Below are 16250 nucleotides of genomic sequence, written 5' to 3'. Positions count from 1 at the left end.
GCCGGTGGGGGCCCTCGTGCTTCTGCATGGTGTGCGTGCCGCACGGCCGACTGCGCGTGGCACACCCCGGACCCCGCCACCCTCCCCGGCCGCAAGCCCGGAGCACGGCCACCGTGCGGGGGTCCGACGGTCCTGACCGTGTGCGCGGACCGTGCAGGGCGGCTGTGGCGGATCGCGGAGATGTGCGCTCGCTGCGCGGCCGCCACCCCCGACTGCCGCGTCCTGGACACCGCCGCATCCCCGCCCGCTCCCGTCCCGGACGCCGCCGGCACGCGCCACAGAGCGGAAGGAGAGCCGGCGGCCAGCGCCCCTGCGGGCACAACAGCCCTGTTCTCGGATCCCGCCGCCTTCTCCGCCGGCGAGGCAGCCCCGGACGCTGGATCGGCCTCGGTACCCGCCGCCCGCACGGCCACCTCGGCCACCGCGCCGCGGCGGCCCAAGCGGTGGGGGAAGATCGCGCAGCGGATCGTGCCCTACGACCTGCAGCCCGACGTGCTGCGCCTGGAGCTCATCGAGCTCGGCGACGCCTTCCGGGCCTACCAGAGCAACCCTGAGCCGGACCAGACTCTCCTCGCCGACCTCCACGACCGCAAGGCCCGCGCGTTCTCATCCTGGGCCGACGTCACCGGCAACGCCTCACTGCGCCACGAAGCCAAGCGCGCCGCGGGCGCCGCACAGGCCACCCGGGACATGCACGCCAACCGCCTCGGACTTCCCGCCGGCGATCCGGACGGACCCGCCGTGGAGCGGCTCCTGACCCGCAACCACGCCGCACACGCCCGTACCGTCCTCGCCTACGTCCAGGCCCACGCCCCGCACCACGAGCCGGACGTCCACCTCCTGGTCCTCCTGCTCACCCTGCGCGCAGCCCGGGACGGCACCGGGAACATCACGGGCCAGGACATCACCGGCTGGCTGCCCGACGGCGCCGAGCAGGCCCTGGAGCAGCTGGTCGCCGCCGGCTGGCTGCGCCTGCCCGGGAGCACGGCCGAGGCCCTGGCCTCAAGGCCCGAGGACTTCACGACGTTCACCGTCCCCAACCTGCTGCCGGAGCAGCCCCGCCCGTTCCCCTTCGGCAAGACCACCCGGGCAAAGATCTCCGGCTGGGCCCAGAAAGCCGTCGGCGACCGGAAGTTCCGCAAGAAGAAGCTGAGCGCCGCCACCCGGCTCCTGGCCTTGTACACCGCCGCCCACACCCAATCCGGCGGACGCCTCGGGCACCCTGACGATGACGGCCTTGCCCTGGCCGAAGTCGCCGCGTTCTGCGCCATGGCACCCGAGGAAGTCGCCGAGCACGCCGCGCTGCTGGCTGACGCCGACTGGCTCACCGACGCCGGCACCGCCGACGGAAGGCTCCGTGGACAGCTCACCGAGCGGGTCCTACCGCTCGGCGGGCCGCTGTAGCGGTCGCACTTCGACTATTAGGCGCAGTTTACGGTTGCGACTTCCGGGTGTACTTGAGCGTCAGGTAGGTGGCCGTCCAGCATGCGATCGCAATCCCCAAGAGCAGCCACCCTCCGGAATCACCCATGACCAGCAAGGCGATGCTCACGCCGATACCGAAGACAGCTGCGATGGTGAGAAGCAGGAATATCTGCTTGATTCTGGCTCGCTGTTCCAGCGTCCATCCCATGCGATTCACAAGCTCATTCATCCATTCGTCTATGGAATGCCGCGTCTTTTTACCAGGTTTATGGAGTATGTAGGATGACGAAGGGAGGCAGGATCACCGGAGTAAGCCGATGATCCTGCCAGCCCGTCCAAACTGATCACCGCGGGCCGTTTGTTTCACTGGGGTGGCCAGCGTTCTAGCCCTTCGGTTTGCGCCGCATACGTCTGTCTGTCCGGACCGGAGACCTGACAGTCGGACCGTCTCTTCCTAACCTCGCTCAAGCGCAGGCGTGGACCCTCAGCCCTCTCAATTGCGGCTGTTCGGCCTCCCAAGGTAGAAGTAGCCGAAGGCTCCGATCAGGGCCATGAGGGCCATGAGCCCCCAGCCTCCCTTATTTCCCGTCGCTACAAGGAATATTGAGAAGCAGATTCCCAGTACCACGAGCACACTCGCGACGATCCAGTACTTGGGAGTTGACTGCCCGGAATTCTGGATGGGTCGCTCCATCGTCTGCTCCTACGAGATTTGAGTAGTTAGGGTGGGTGCACTTTCGCGAGGTAGGTCGTCTGGAGCTATCCGGAGACCAGGTTGGAGGCCACCTGGCTTGCGCCCCAGGCCCCCGCATAGCAGACCGCCTGTCCGCCGACGGCGGACGCTCCCGCCGTGACCGGCGCTCCTCCGACCATGATGCCTTCGCAGACGATTCCCACCGCGAATCCGGCGAGTGCTCCGGCTACGTCGCCCCAGAGGGCCTGGGTATCACCTTCGGCAAGATGCGTGCCTGCCTGCACGAGGTCTCCGACGGGGCCGAGGGCGTCCAGCAGGGCCCGCCCGGTGGGGTCGATGTTGTTGATGGGGTCGGCGCCGGCGTAGGCGTAGCGGTTGCCCTGTGCGGGGTCGGCGAGGAAGGTGAGCGGGTCTTGGGTGGTGAAGCGGCCGGTGGTGGGGTCGTACCAGCGTTGGCCGTACTTGAGGTAGCCGGTGGTGCGGTCGTAGGTGCCGCCGACGAACCGGTAGGGGTTCTCGGTGGCCGCGGTGCCGGACTTGACGGTCTGGGCGGCGCCGTAGGGGTCGTATTCGTAGACGCCGGACTGGACGGTGGACTGGTTGATGAACTGGACCGGGTTTCCGAGGCCGTCGATGATGTAGTAGGCCTCGTAGCCGTTGGTGGTGCGCAGGGCCAGGGGCTGGCCGGTGGTGGGGTCGTGCTCGATGTAGGCGGTGCCGGTGCTCAGTTTGACCTGTTCGATGACGGGGACGCCGTACTGGTCGGTGCGGCCGTGGACGTAGTCGACGTTTTCGCCCTTGTCGGTGGTCTGGTGTACGAGCTCGTTGGCGTTGGTGCCGGCGTAGGTGTAGCTGCCGGTGCCGTTGTTGGTCTTCGCGGTGGCCATGCGGGCCGCACCGTCGTACGTCACCGCCGACAGCGAAGGCGTGGTGGTGAGGTTGCCTTGGCCGTCATAGGTGTAGCCGGGGGTGGTGATCTGGTTGGCGGCGTCGTAGGCCAGGGTCTGGGTGGCGCTGCCGTCGGTAGAGGTCTTGCGGTTGCCGCGGGCGTCGTAGGTGTAGGTGTACGTTTTGCCACCCCCCGAAGTCGCGACCTGAGTAAGCCGGCTGCCGCTGTCGTAGCCGTAGCTCGTCGTCTTACCCGAAAGGTTGTCCTTACTCCACTGCAGCTTGCTCCGGTTGTCCGCCTTGGCGTCGGAACAGGTGCCGGGGGTGCCGATGGCATGGCAGTAGGTGGTGTCGAACTGCCGGGTCGGGGTGGTTGCCGGGCCTTGGTCGGCCCAGACGCGGCTGATGCGGCCCGAGGTGTCGTAATCCTGGTGGACGCGCGCCTTGAAGATGGTCAGTGAGTCGTTGGTGCCGTAGTACGTGTCAGTGCGACGGCCTCGGTCGTCGTAGCTGAAGCCGATCTTCGTGGAGGTAGACGGGGCGTTGGTGGTGACCTGGGTGAGCTTGTTCGCCGCGTCGTAGGTGTAGGCGGTGGTGCCCCGGGCGTCGGTGAGGGAGGTCTGGTTGCCGTTCTTGTCGTAGCCGTAGCCGATGGTCCCGCCGCCGGATGCCGCAGTGCGGGAAGTCAGCTTGCCCAGGTCGTCGTAGCCGTAGGTGGTGAGCCCCGTCGCGTCGGTACGGGTCTTGACCCGGCCGAAGCTGTCGTAGGTGTAGGCGACATCGGGGGTGGCGTCGGAGTAGTCGACCTTCGAGACCCGGTCGCCGTCATCATAGGTGAAGGTGCGGGTTGTACCGCGGCCGTCCTTGGCGGTGGCCATACGGCCGAAGTTGTCGTAGGTGTACGACTTGGCCTTCAGTGAGCCGCCGGCCGGGTCCACCGAGGTGGCCTGGTGGGTGGCGGTGTCGTAGTTGTAGGTGGTGCTGGTGGGGTTGCCGGGGTCGGTGGAGGTCTTCACCGTGCCGTCGGCGTTGTAGTCGACCTTCGCGGTGGAGGCGTTCGCGTCGGTCGCCTCGGTGAGGTTGCCGGCCCCGTTGTAGGTGTAGGTCGACTTGTTCGCCTGGGCGTCCGTCGACTCGGAGGGCAGGTACTTCGACCCGGCCGCCGTGTTGCCGTACGCGGCGGAGAACGATGCCCCACTCGGCGACTCGGACTTCGTGAGGGACTCACCGGCGTTGGCGCCGAAGGTATTCGTCGTCGTCCCGGCACCCGCTCCGCCGCCGTCGGTGGCCGTCGCGGTGTCGAAGTTCGCCGTGTACGTCTTCGACTGCTCGCGGCCCTGGGCGTCGGTGGCCTTCTTGACTCGGCCCGACTTGTCGTCGCTCAGCTCGTAGGTGGTGTGCGGGACCGCGGTGATGGCCTGCGCCTGGTCGGTGGTGGGTGAGGCCACCACCGTCTTGGCGGGGTCCGCGTAGGAGAGGCGGGTGACGGAGTCTCCCGGGGATCCGGCCGCCTTGTTCTCCTGCGTGATCGAGGTGACGCCGATCGAGCCGTAGTCGAAGCGGGTCACTCCCCCACCCGGGTTGATGATCGAGGTCAGCTTGTGCGCGGAGTAGGCGAACGAGGTGGTGCGGCCCAGGGTGTCCTTGACCGAGCCCAGGTCGCCGGCCCCGTTGACGGTGTAGGTGACCGTGCGCTTCTTACCGTCCGAAGCGGTCTGGGACAGCGTCGTGACGTGCCCGGACGTCGAGGCGTACACGGCGGTCTTCTGGGCCTGTGTGCCGCGAGTGGAGACGATCGTCGTGGGCAGGGCGCCGTTGTAGGCGAGGGTGGTGGCGTTGCCGTTGCGGTCGGTGGTCTTCGTCAGCTTGCCGGCCGCGTCGAAGTCCTGCTTGCCCGAACCGTCGTTCGCGCTGAGGGTGTAGGTCCCGTCCGCGTTCTTGACCAGCTTGGCCTTGGCCCCGTTGGGAGCCGTGAGGCCCGAGGCCGAGTTGGTGAACAGCCAGGTCGTCCCGCCGCGCCCGTAATAGCTGACGGAGCCTTCCTCATGCACAGTCAGCGCGATGTCGTACGGGGTCAGCTTCCAGCCGAAGCCGGCCGCGGCGTTCGCACCGGTGGCGTCGGTGCCGATCGCGGCGCTGTTGTAAGCCACCCCGAGGCCGGTGTCCGCGTTGATGCCCGGCAGCGTCAGATCGCCGGTCGTCACCAAGAGGTTGCCGGTGCCGACATCGACCTGCGCGCCGACGTGGTCACCGGCGGCGAACTTCAGCCGCGTCGCGCCCGGCCGCTCACCGGCGCCGACCATCGGGCTGACCCTGGTGGACTGACGCGTCGTGAGCGCGGTGCAGTCACTGCCCTGGCAGGCCTGTGCCTGCCAGTCGAACTGGGTACCGATGCGCTGCGGGTCCGGCAGTTTCAGGCGGGCCACCTCCCCCGCGTTGACGGTCACCGCGGTGCCGTTGACGAGATCGTTGGCTCCGCCGGCGGCGTACGTGCCGGCGTAGAACTTGACCGTGACCTGGCCTGTGCCGGTTGCGGTCTTCGCCGTCAGGACCGGCTGCGTCGACTCCGTCAACGCCACCAATTGTGACAGCGCCCCCGGCGCGGCCATCGCCGGAGTCATGCCCCAAGCGGTGATTGTCGCAGCCACCCCCGCTGCGCAAACCGCCTGCGACCAGCGTCGTTTGACGCCCGAATACGACATGGAACCCCCCATGCGAAGAAGCACCCGCCACACGGCGGGTGCTTCGTCATCATCCGCACTCCCTCACAGTGGAATGAAAGGTTCCACGCGCCCATCACTCACAGAAACGAAGGTCACCAGAGGTGATTCCACGGAATTTCATTGGCCCTTCGGCCTTATTGCAAGGAGGGTCGCCCCTCTCGGCCTACCGATCCACGGCGGCCGCGCCTGAACACCTAACAAAACGTTGAAGATGCAGACCATATGAACAAGTCCACACGCATGCACCGCACTTGCACGGGCACACGGGGCGACTACTCTCCGCCTCAGCGAATGGACGATCCCCCATGCCCCTCTGGTTCACCGTGCTCACTGTCCTCGCGGGCTGGACCCTGGCCGCAACCGGCGCCGGTCTTCTGCTGGGCCGTCACATCCACCCCTCCACCCCGGGGCTTTCGGACCACGTCCGCGAGGGGCAATGCGGTGACGTAGGCATGGAAGGACGACACATGTCGGCACGATCCTCAAGTGGCTCGGCGAGTTGAACCAGTGCCCACCTACGGCAGGTCATCGTCCTTCGCGGACTGCACCGGCACGACAAGCCGGCTGGTACCGACCGGCTCGCCCGCGACACCCGGTCGGAGCCGGCAGTCACTGGGAGGAGCCCTGCTCCCGGTGACATCACGCCTCGACGCGGCAGAGCGCCGACCCCGCACTCGCACGTGAAGAGGGGCGGGTTCACCAGCGTGGACAGCAGCCCGACCATGGACGCGTTCACGATCCGTCGCACGGTGATAGAGGCGCCGATCTTCTGCTCCGGTCGTCCAAGCGCTGGGTTGCGTGGCCGCCGAGGTTCTCGACCTTCTGCGTCCAGGTTGGCAGTGAGCCTCGGACTTCCTCAGCGATCGAGGAGGCCCAGCTCGCTGTCGGGTCAGACGGCGCCGTCCTCTACTCGTCACCCCGGCTTGAACTCCGCGGCGTCCACACATCCACCGACGGATCGCTGGTGCTGACCGGCTCTCCCTGAGCACCCGGAGGGAGTCGGCAGCCACCGGCGGAGTCCTGCTCCCGGCGGCACCTCGCTCCGTCACGGCAGGGCGCAGCGTGGCCGGCTGCGGGCAGCCCGGAGACCGCCCTCGGTGCTTGGGGATCTTCTCCTCCGGGATGTAGCTGTTGCCTCGCCCCAGGTACTTCAGGACATGCGCTGCGAAGTAGTCCACGTGCCCGGACCACCCTGACCACTGACAGGGCCGTGCCGCTCTAGGAGCGGGGCAGCGACTCGACGCCGAAGTCCGCCAGATCTCGTGCGCGCTGCGCCCGGTCCTCGATGAGTCGGCGGAAGCTGGCCAAGGCGTAGCGCTCGCCGGTGGCGGAGCCGGGTCCGGGGATGCCGGCGACGTGCGCCATGAGCTGTTGGGGTTGGGGCTGCCATCCCACGACCAGAACGCGCAGGCCCAGGCATTCCGCTCGTCGGTGCAGGTCCAGGAGGTGGAGCAGGCCGGTGGAGTCCATGATCACCACGCCGTGGAGGTCGACCAAGAGGTCCCCCTCGTCCCCGGTGGCGTGGTCCAAGGCCTGCCGGAGCGCGGTGCCCGCGTCCTCGTCGAGTTCCCCCTTCGCGCTGAGCAGGATCGAGCTGCCGCAGTGCTGGACGTCCGTGGTGATCATCCGATCTCCTTCTCCCCGGGCGCTGGGCCCGCGGGGCCACCATCCTGGCCCGGCATCCCCCGACGTCGATGCGAGGCTCGCTGGAGCATGGCCTCGGTTGTCCCGACCGGGCACAGGGGTGGGGTGCGCCGAGGAGGCCGAAGCGTGTTCGGACGCGGGAGGGGCAGTATGGGAAGGGCTCGGGGAGTGTCGAACGAAGGACGGGTCATGTCCAGGAAGCCGAAATCCCAGCCCTCGCACGGTGAGGGGCCGAGTCCGCATTCGGGGACAGAGCAGCACGGCTGGTCGCCGGACGTCGACAGCACGCACACGCAGGACAACCCGAGCGCGAGCCGCTCCTTCCACCCGGACAAGTACGCCCCCGCGGCAGGGCCGGGCAGGAAGGTCTCGAAAGAGGAGACGAAGGGCACCGGCGCCCGCACGGGCGAGAGCACCAGCCGCAGTGGCGAGGACCTCGCAAAGAAGGGCAAGCCCGAGGGCATGCACGACCTCGGCCCCAAGGGCCGCTCCCAGCGCCCCAGCGGCACCAGGGACGCCTCCGCCGTCACGGGAGTGGACCCACAGGAACCCCACGCCAAGGACCGCACGGGCAAATAGCCCCGCCTACCCGCAGCGGGGCCGGAGTCGGGGCGGCCCCGGCCGGATTCTCGGCAGGAGCCGTCCCGAATACGGCAGGTCTCACCTGGCGTGGTGAGCCCTGCCGCGTGCGCGCGGGGTTTGTCTCAGCTGTGGTCGCGGTCGTAGTAGGTGCCCAGCTGGGTGCGGTAGGCGGCGTCGCCGCGGTGCTTGTCCTTGTCGTATTCGGGAGCGTTCTTGATCTGCTCCTTGGTGCGGTCGACGAGGATCTTCTCCTCCTTCACGTCCACGCGGACGATGGTGCCGGCGGGGAGGAGGACCTCCTTGCCGAAGATCCACGGGCCGGTATCGACGACGATGTAGGAGGATCCGACCTCCTCGGTGGCCTCGTCGACCTTCCCGATGTGCCCGTCGGTCGCCTCGACCTTGAAGCCGGTCAGATGGGTGCCGGGAGAGTAATGCGAGTCGGAGGTGTAGCTCCACATGTCCGTCACGGTGAGTCTCTCGTCTCTGTCGATGGCGTAGGGGATATGTGACGCAGCCCGCGGCACACCCCCGCGATGTGAACAGAACGATCCCTGCCCCTCACAGCGCCCCAACCCGCGAGGTCGGGCATGCGTGCCACCCGCACGGCCCACACTGCCCGGGCGCCCGCTACCACCTGGGGCATAGATACGAGGACCTGCGATGCCGCGCGGGCAGTCGGCGCGGCTCCCCTCGGAGGGCATCCAGATGGCCGCCGCCGTGTACGCCAACGGGCCGCCGGGCGAGGGCACGGCGCGTGGCGTCCCAGGCCGCGCCCCTCACTGGAGCCATGGGGGCGGATGCCTTCGCGCAGGACAAGCGATCCTTGTCGCGGGTACCCGCCGGAAGTCGACGGCCTGGGGAACTATGTGGCGAGGGCGTCGTCGACGGTGGGACGGACATCCAAGACGGCATCGGTGCCGGTCATCTCCAGTAGACGGGTCAACTGGATGGGGGGCGCCGCAATCCGGAGTGTCGTGGCGCGGTGGATGCGTAGGAGCAGGTTCAGGAACATGGAGTCGGCGAAGTCAAGGCCGCTGGTGTCCAGGACGACGACCTGGTGGGTTTCGGCCGCAGCGGTCAGTTCGTCGCCGATCGGGCCGAGGGTGTCGATGTCGTATTCGCCGACCGCCATGACGATCGCCGCCTCGGCTTTCCGATTTTCCTCATCCATGGCCACAGCATGCCCCAACGGCTATCGCCGCTACCCCTGAGGGACCCGATGCCCAGGTCCGGAACGGGCGCGCCCCGCAGTTCCACCGGGCAACCGGCGCGGCCTGGAACTCCGCGACCTCCCCGTGAGCGTGCACCCACAGGATCGGTACGCCCGCCACGCGGCGTCGAAGAGACGCCGCCATGCGGGGCGGGCCTTGAAGGAGTACATCAAGCGTGGGTCGCGGGGTGGCGCCCCGGCCCTGGCCCCGGCGGCACGGTCCCGGTCCCCGGTCCGGGCACGGGGCCGTGTCCGTCCACGTGGCTCCACGGATCGCTGCAGGGCTGTCAGTGCCGGGGACGGCAGCGCCGCGCCGGTCGCGCCGTGCGGTCAGAACCGCACATCCGGTCTGGCCGGCAGTCTGCCGGCCAGACCGGGGCCGTCGTTACAGGGTTTGCTCGCACCACCAGAACACGAGCCCTACGGCACCTGCGCCGATGCCGTAACAGGTCCCCCGCAGCGCGCTGGTCATCATCACGTTGCGGCGGCGGACGAACCAGCGACGGGCGCGGATGAGCCGGGTTCGCTGCTGGGGGCGGTGGTTACTCTTCATGGTGATGCTCCTCTTGTGTGGGTGTGTCGTAGAAGCCCGGCCGGAGCCTGCAGGCGTAGGAACCGAATGCTCCTGCCGGGCTTCGTCCGCCGGTCAGGGATGGCTGGCGAGATTGTGGATCTGGTCCGCGAGCTGGGTGTCGGGGCGGCAGATGAGCCCGCCGTCCTCGTGTTGTTCAGCGAGACGGTCGAACTCGGCAATCAGCTGTCCAGCCGGTACGGGAGCTGTGTCCCGGTGGCGGGCGGTGTAGCCGGTGAACGACTCCAGCACCTCGACGAGCTGTGAGCTGTCGGCGAAGAGCTTCTCCATCTGGCGTTTCCAGAACCTGGCTTCGCGGAGGTCTCCCCCACCGAGGTGGTGCAGATACAGGCAGTACGCAGCCCCGCTGTGACCGGCGCCCGCGGCCAGCTGCCACCAGAAGCGCGCGCTCTCGGGGTGACCGGCCAGGTGGAGGGCACAGGCGAATACCTGGACGCCGTCGATGTCGACGTCCTCGGTCCATCCGGCGAAACCGGGCGCCATCGGGTCGCCGATGATCGCGGTGAGGTCCCGCATGTGCGCGCTGGCACCTACCTGTTTCAGCGTCAGACTGCCGAAGGTGTCCAGGTTTCGGCGGGCGCGCGAAGCGCGGCGTACCTCCGGCGCGGGCTGAACGTAGCCGGCCTCCTCCGCCAGGGCCCGTAGCCCCGCGGCGACATCGAAGGTGCGCCGGGGCTCGCGCACGGCAGCGTCGGCCAGACGCTTCTCCCAGGTGTTCACAGGGTGTCCTCCTGTTCCTGCTTCGGCTTCGTGGCGCGGCGGTAGACCGGGGAGAGGCGCTCCCGGGCCTTGCGGCAGTGGTAGTCCACGGTGCTGGGCGTGATGCCCATGTACCAGCTGATGTGCTTGGTGTCGTACTTGGCGATGTACCGCAGGACGATCACGTCGAACTGACGCGGCGGGAGGCTGCCGAGCGCCTTGTAGAGGCCGAGACCGCTGTCCATCGTGGCGAGCTGGTCCCGGAAGCCGAGCAGGGACTCGGCTATCACGGTGCGTCGCATGATCGCCCAGGTCTGTTCCTGAAGGTCACTTTCCGTCAGCAGGGTGTTCCAGTGCCGCAGGATCTCCAGGAAGACGCGGTGTACCGCCTTCTCGGCCAGGTCGTTTGTGCCGAGGAAGGCGAGGGCGTACTCGTGGAACGCCTCCTGGTTGGTGAGGTAGTGAGCCTCGAATTCCAGCGGGAGCGGGAGCGGGGCTGCAGCCACGGGGCTACGGCCGTCCTCCTCACGGACATCGTCGATCATGAATCCTCTTCGTTGAGGGATGACAGGTGGGTGCGGCGTGAGTACGCCGGTGCGCGCTTACTCAATCGGTGGTGAGGGCTGAACACGCATGCGCGCCCCCACGAATGTCACGCTCGGAAAGGCATTCGATGCCCACAGTGATGATCGACTGGATGGTGAATGCGGAATGACCTGCCACTTTTCATGGCATCGAGTGCCATGCACCTGACGGAAAGCGTGCCCAAGGTGGCGTAACTCACAAGTTTTGGGCTGGGGTTCACTGTTTGTTTCCCGCCACTCCCTGAACGGATCGCGCCGGCCCGCACGTGCGACTGCTACCTCGAGCGGCCTGTGCCCGCGCCGAACTCGACCGGGAGACGCTCGCTCCAGTGGAGCCCGCCTCCGTCGATCCCCTCCGTCGGCCATGGAAGGGCCGGAAAATGCCGTGTCGGCCGAGCTGTCCATGGGGAGATACGGGCGGTCTATTAGCTGAAAGTAGTCAGGGAGTCACATGGGGTGGAAGCAGGCGTTCGATGAGGCGCTGGGGGAACTGAAGGGAGCACGCAAGCAGCTGGAGCGCCTGGACGACCCGACGGTCGGCCTGTCCGCGCTGCACGGCGAGCTCGCCCAAGCACGGATGAAGATCCAGGAAGTCGTCCAGAACGGCGTCACCGGGCTGCGCGAGGAGAACCGGGAGCTGCGCCGCCGCCAAGACAAGATGATCGCCGACCTGCAAGAGAGCCGAGAGGAAGTACGAGGCGAGACACAGCAACTGCGCGACCTCGCCGACCTCCTGCGCGACTTCGCCACAACCTCGGTGCCCACCGCTCCACAGCAGCCGTCATCCGTACATGAATCCGACTTCACGCCGGGCCCGGACGACATGACGGAGCCCACCGAAGGATCTGCCCAGCAGATCGTGACCAGCCATGCCGACCAGGGGGAGAACGTGGAGCACACCGAAGGCCGGGAACCGCGACAGGCGACCGACAGCGAGTCGGTGGGGGAAGCCGGTCTGAAGAACGCCATCGAGGCCGCCTACCGCGGCACGGCCACCAGTGCCGTATCCGCCCCTGCGGCTTCCGGCCACAAGCCCGAGCCTCAGCCCGAGGACGCGAGGATCGCCCACGGGGTCCTGCTGCTGAAGGCCGCGGGCGTCGCCTCGGCCGAGCTCGTCCTGCACCGCGACACCTGGGAGTTCCTCTCCGCCTTGGCCGTCGACCACGGCCACTTCCGCACCCCGCCTGCGGTTGAGGACGTCAAGGAGGGCCGCATCCAGGCAGCCCTCTCGGGGCGCTCGCTCATCGCGGTCCTGATCGAGCTCTGGAACACCCGAACCACCGCCACCGTCCTGGAGGCCGATTGGGCGCTGGCCACCACCGCCTACAACCGGATCGCGGCCGAACTCGCCGGCGCCACCGGCTCCGGGGAAACCATCCGCATCACCTTGGACGACGGACTGGGCCACACCGAGATCGACGACGACTGAGACAGTCACGAGGAGGCCCGCGTCCTGCGGGCCTCCTCACACTCACCCGGAGCCAGCCCCGCTGCCGGAGCAGTCGAGGATCGGGCCATCACTTCCCAACTGGCTTGGACCCGGTCACGCCGTGGTCCGTAGCGTTGCGGTACGCGGGAGGATGACCGTGGCCCCGGACCGCTGGGCGCGCTCGGCCCGGGCCCGGTGCAGGGCGGCGGTCTCGGTGGCGGCGAACTCGCGGCGCCGCTGCAGGATGGCGCTGTCGATCGGCGCCGGCTCGTCGGCGCGCTCCTCCTCTTCGGGGAAGGCCCACTGGCTGAGCTCGCGCAGCACGCGGGCCTGCCGCGCGGCCGCCTGCGATGTGTCCAGGGCCACCTCTCGCGTGCGCGGGACTGCCTGGTGCGCGGCGAGTGCCCGGTGGAAGCCTGCGGGGGCCATGTCCCGGGTCCGCACCGGCGCTTCGGGCCCTGCGGCGGCCGCCGGTGCCGGAGCGGCCGTGCGGGGCTCCGGCACCGTGGTCTGGCCGGCAGCCAGAACGCGGATGGTCCGGACGGCCTGGGTCCCGGCCCGGTCGTTGGCCGCGGCGATGATGCGCGCGTTGAGGAGTCGGAGCTGGGTGGCGTAGGCGGGCGAGTCGGGGCGCAGGTCCAGCTGGCCGCTGTCCGCGTTGAAGGCCGCCGCCGTGACGTGCGCGGACAGGTTTGCGGTGACAGCGTCCGCGATGTCCGGCCACTGGTCCAGGATGCCGCCGCCTGCGGCCGGGATGTCCCAGGCCCGGTCGGCCAGCAGGCCCTGGAGCACGGCGCCGAACCCGGTGACCTCGCGCCCGTCACGCCGCACGGACGCCTTACGGGTCTGCCGCTTCGCCTTCCGGGTTCCGCCCGAAGCGCCGCGTGCCTTGGCGGCCTCGCGGGCCTGGTGCAGGGCGACACGGGCCAGGTCGACGCCGGACAGCTCCCCGGCGGCCGCCACCGGCTGCTCCTGGTCCTGCTGGCTGTGGGTGATCGTCTCGGTCATTTCGGCCTCCTACTTCTTTCCCAGGGCCATCAGCGAGCTGCGGCTGCCGCTCGTGAATCGAAGTGCGCGCTGCACCAGGTCAGCGCCGTAAAGCCGCTCGGCGGCGGCCCGCCCGAACGTGTCGACCGCGCCCATGACGAGCGTCGTCTCGCCGCGCGCGAACTCGCCCCGGGCCATCACCCGCAGCTCGCGCTGCTGCTCCTGGTCGAGGTCGTCGATCCCGGTCTGGGCGGGCAGGACCTCGCCTTGGGCGTCGTTGGCCGGCTGCTGCTGACGCGGGATGGACTCGGCGACCAGGCGGCGGACGGACTCGCTGATCGGGGCCTGCCAGCGGCCCTCCCACTCCTGGTGACGGGCATTTCCCGCGCGCCGGGAGTCCCGGTACGCCTGGACAGCGCGGGCCCGGCCCTCAGCGTTCGGCCACTGCGCCACAGCAGTGGCCAGCCGTCCGGCGAGGAACCCCGAGGGACGGTGGACGCGCTCCGGGGCATCACCCAGGTCGAGGAAGGCGATGACCTCGTCGGCCGTCCAGCCCGTGTCCGCAACCTCCTTGAGGATCCAGGCGATCCGGGGCACCGCCGCCCTGCCCATCCACGGCACCTGGCGAATCAGCTCACCGGCCAGCTGGAAGCGGCGCCCGACGCTGTTGAGCTTCCGGCGGCCGCAGTTGACCTTCTTCGGGGTGGGGAAATCGCTCTGCCCGCTGGCGAGCCTGTTCTCAGAGGGGAAGGAAGTAGTACCCGCAGAAAGAACACTGCGGGAACTACCCACCATTGGGGTGCAACGGGCCTCATCCGAAACAGCCGTCACACCCGCCTTCCGAGCACCTCCCGTGGAGCTCGCCGACGTCTTCGGGGACGTCTTCGCGCGCCGCTTGCGCACCTTCCGGGCCGCCTTCTTCGACAGCGCCGCGATGAGTTCCCGGCCCGCGGCCGCGATCCCGGTCATCCGGCGCCCGGCGCCCTCACCGGCCGTCCGGATCCCCAGCGCGACGTCGAACTCCACAGGGATCATCCGCGCGAACTCCGACGCCAGCGCCGCCTCCCCCCGGACCCGGGTGCCCCGCACGATGTACGCGAGCAGCCCGGACTCCCTCAGCATCCCCAGGTGGTACTCCACCGACCGCTCCGACAGCCCGGTGCGGCGCACCAGGTACTCGATCCCCGGACGGCACGGGAACAGCTCCGCGAGTTCCTGGGCGACGCGCACCGTCGTCGGCCCGAACGCGCGCGGCCCGTGCGACCGGTGACGCCGCGGCTCGTACAGCCCGGACCCGGCGACCCAGTGGACCGCCTGCATCCAGGAGTAGCCATCCAGCGCGATCCGGCCCGTCGACGCCGTCAGCCACTGGCTCGCCTCCGCCACATACAGCGCGGGCAGCACGGAGACCGCGTCGCCGTCGACCGACGGACGCGGGGCAGGAATCAGCGCGGTGACCGGTGCCGCCGTGCCGCTCATCGGCCCACCGTTCCGGCCGGGGTGGGGAACACCGTCTGTGTCGTCATCAGGCCGGTGTACACGCCAAAGCGGACACCCCCCTCAACAGGCAAAACACGCGCTTCGTGATCCATCCGCCGACCCTGCATCAGGCGACCTGTGGACAGAGCCCGCTCAGCGCGGATCACCCCCTGCGTTCCCGCGCGGCGGGCAGGAATCTTCGAACCCGTCCCGCCACACGGGACGGCGCCCTCGAGGACGTCCCCGCCGACGGGGTTGTGGACGACCTCCGCGAGCGGGTGCGCGAGCCGGGTGGGAGAGGCCGCGACCGAGCCCGGCGAGCCCGCTCCGAAGCTGCTGCTCTTGTAGCTTCCTACCGGAAATCTAATTTCCGGTACGGAACGGAAAAAGGGGCATGAACCGTACGCCGGTCCCGTCGCGCGGGACGACTGCCGCGCCTGAACCGGGGTGAAACGGACAAGGTCAAGCTGACAGGGGGCACCACTCTCGTGCACTATGAGAAACGACCTGCCTTCCATGTAGCTGGACCGACCAAGCCCCTCGGGGCTGGACCGACCTCCATGTGGATGTGACGGGTAAGCCCCCCTTCGTGAGAAGCGGGGCAGACACCGATCGGGCGGGGGGAGATTTCTCCGTCCCTCCCGGTCCTGCTGAACCGCGTGGCCCCTGTGGTGGGGGCGCTGCGGCTGAAGCGGGGCGGTACTGACCTGGCTGTGGTGGCCTTGGTTGGTGGCCGGTGGTGCTAGTGGCCCTGGTTAGGGGCCGTGGAAAACAAGCGGCTGGTGAGTCGCAGCTCAGGACCGGAGGCAACCGGGACCTGGGCGACCGACACGGTGGTAAGCCGGTCGGTAGACGGGCCGCGCGAGGCCAGCGGGTGGTAAATCCGCTTTCGGCGCGCGCGGCCGATGACCTAGGTCATCCCGACCCCCCTTCGGAGGCCGGCGTCGGCATACCCTCATCCGCCGTCGCGGCCTCGGGAAAACGTGCCGCGAGGCCCTTGAGGAGACGCAAGTAGTTCTCGCGGTGCGGGCGTCGAGGGCTGGTCTGGCCCAACTCCCACCGCGTGACCGCGACCCTCTTCACGCCCACGGCATCCGCGACGTCCTGCTGGGTGAGGCCAGCCGCCAGGCGCAGCTTCACGCACACAGGCGGAGGCGGCAAAACCTCGGGCAGGCCGTTCAGCAGGGCGTCGACCTGCTGCGAGCGGTCGTCCGGGTCGGGCATAGTCGAGCCTTCCATGATCGTTGTAACTACGAAAGATACACGATCTGATCTCCGCTTGGGAGAAACGGCCTCCACGAATTGAGTTCC

At 68.8% G+C, this 16250-nt stretch carries 14 protein-coding genes; 3 read left to right on the top strand and 11 right to left on the bottom strand.

The window, feature by feature from the left end:
* Positions 1–138 precede the first annotated feature (138 nt).
* Positions 139–1404 (top strand): hypothetical protein, encoded by a 1266-nt coding sequence (locus tag ACQEVM_RS38210; protein WP_433087321.1) that lies wholly within the window; start codon positions 139–141, stop codon positions 1402–1404.
* A 28-nt stretch (positions 1405–1432) separates the two neighbouring features.
* On the opposite strand, the gene ACQEVM_RS38205 is transcribed toward ACQEVM_RS38210, so the two are convergent.
* The 3 genes from ACQEVM_RS38205 to ACQEVM_RS38195 all read right to left on the bottom strand — a co-directional run bounded on the left by ACQEVM_RS38205 (position 1433) and on the right by ACQEVM_RS38195 (position 7356).
* Positions 1433–1654 carry a hypothetical protein gene (locus ACQEVM_RS38205; RefSeq protein WP_433087319.1) on the bottom strand — a complete coding sequence of 74 codons (222 nt, stop codon included), beginning with the start codon at positions 1652–1654 and terminating at the stop codon, positions 1433–1435.
* Positions 1655–2184: 530 nt separating this feature from the next.
* Complete coding sequence (locus ACQEVM_RS38200; RefSeq protein WP_433087317.1) at positions 2185–5628, bottom strand: RHS repeat-associated core domain-containing protein; 3444 nt, start codon at positions 5626–5628, stop codon at positions 2185–2187.
* A gap of 1320 nt (positions 5629–6948) precedes the next feature.
* A complete protein-coding gene (locus ACQEVM_RS38195) occupies positions 6949–7356 on the bottom strand; it encodes an STAS domain-containing protein (protein WP_433087315.1) in 408 nt (135 codons plus the stop codon).
* A gap of 207 nt (positions 7357–7563) precedes the next feature.
* On the opposite strand from ACQEVM_RS38195, the gene ACQEVM_RS38190 reads away from it, so the two are divergent.
* On the top strand, positions 7564–7953 hold the full coding sequence (locus tag ACQEVM_RS38190) for a hypothetical protein (protein WP_433087313.1): 390 nt from the start codon (positions 7564–7566) through the stop codon (positions 7951–7953).
* Between the two features lie 125 nt (positions 7954–8078).
* Here ACQEVM_RS38190 and ACQEVM_RS38185 read toward each other — a convergent pair whose 3' ends face one another.
* From ACQEVM_RS38185 to ACQEVM_RS38165, 5 genes are all read right to left on the bottom strand, one after another.
* A complete protein-coding gene (locus ACQEVM_RS38185) occupies positions 8079–8417 on the bottom strand; it encodes a PRC-barrel domain-containing protein (RefSeq protein WP_433087311.1) in 339 nt (112 codons plus the stop codon).
* Between the two features lie 404 nt (positions 8418–8821).
* Positions 8822–9130, bottom strand: a complete 309-nt coding sequence (locus ACQEVM_RS38180; protein ID WP_433087385.1) for an STAS domain-containing protein — start codon at positions 9128–9130, stop codon at positions 8822–8824.
* Between the two features lie 424 nt (positions 9131–9554).
* Positions 9555–9722, bottom strand: coding sequence for a hypothetical protein (locus ACQEVM_RS38175; protein ID WP_433087309.1), 168 nt, complete (start codon positions 9720–9722; stop codon positions 9555–9557).
* A 93-nt stretch (positions 9723–9815) separates the two neighbouring features.
* Entirely contained in the window at positions 9816–10481 is a 666-nt protein-coding gene (locus ACQEVM_RS38170) for a hypothetical protein (RefSeq protein ID WP_433087306.1), read from the bottom strand.
* The gene (locus ACQEVM_RS38165; RefSeq protein ID WP_433087304.1) at positions 10478–11005 is read right to left on the bottom strand and encodes an RNA polymerase sigma factor; all 528 of its coding nucleotides are present in this window, start codon (positions 11003–11005) and stop codon (positions 10478–10480) included. The genes ACQEVM_RS38170 and ACQEVM_RS38165 overlap by 4 nt, the downstream gene beginning before the upstream one ends.
* 490 nt (positions 11006–11495) lie before the next feature.
* On the opposite strand from ACQEVM_RS38165, the gene ACQEVM_RS38160 reads away from it, so the two are divergent.
* Positions 11496–12473: a hypothetical protein gene (locus tag ACQEVM_RS38160; RefSeq protein WP_433087302.1), complete on the top strand. Its 978-nt coding sequence runs from the start codon at positions 11496–11498 to the stop codon at positions 12471–12473.
* 114 nt (positions 12474–12587) lie between these two features.
* On the opposite strand, the gene ACQEVM_RS38155 is transcribed toward ACQEVM_RS38160, so the two are convergent.
* The 3 genes from ACQEVM_RS38155 to ACQEVM_RS38145 form a co-directional block, all read right to left on the bottom strand.
* Positions 12588–13481: a DciA family protein gene (locus tag ACQEVM_RS38155; RefSeq protein WP_433087300.1), complete on the bottom strand. Its 894-nt coding sequence runs from the start codon at positions 13479–13481 to the stop codon at positions 12588–12590.
* A 9-nt stretch (positions 13482–13490) separates the two neighbouring features.
* Positions 13491–14939 carry a transcriptional regulator gene (locus ACQEVM_RS38150; RefSeq protein ID WP_433087298.1) on the bottom strand — a complete coding sequence of 483 codons (1449 nt, stop codon included), beginning with the start codon at positions 14937–14939 and terminating at the stop codon, positions 13491–13493.
* A gap of 915 nt (positions 14940–15854) precedes the next feature.
* Positions 15855–16163, bottom strand: a complete 309-nt coding sequence (locus ACQEVM_RS38145; RefSeq protein WP_433087296.1) for a helix-turn-helix transcriptional regulator — start codon at positions 16161–16163, stop codon at positions 15855–15857.
* Between the last annotated feature and the right edge of the window lie 87 nt (positions 16164–16250).

Source organism: Streptomyces sp. CA-243310 (genome assembly GCF_050936775.1).
Classification (GTDB): domain Bacteria; phylum Actinomycetota; class Actinomycetes; order Streptomycetales; family Streptomycetaceae; genus Streptomyces.
Note: the sequence above shows the minus strand (reverse complement) of the source record. Positions and strands in the feature narration are given on the sequence as shown.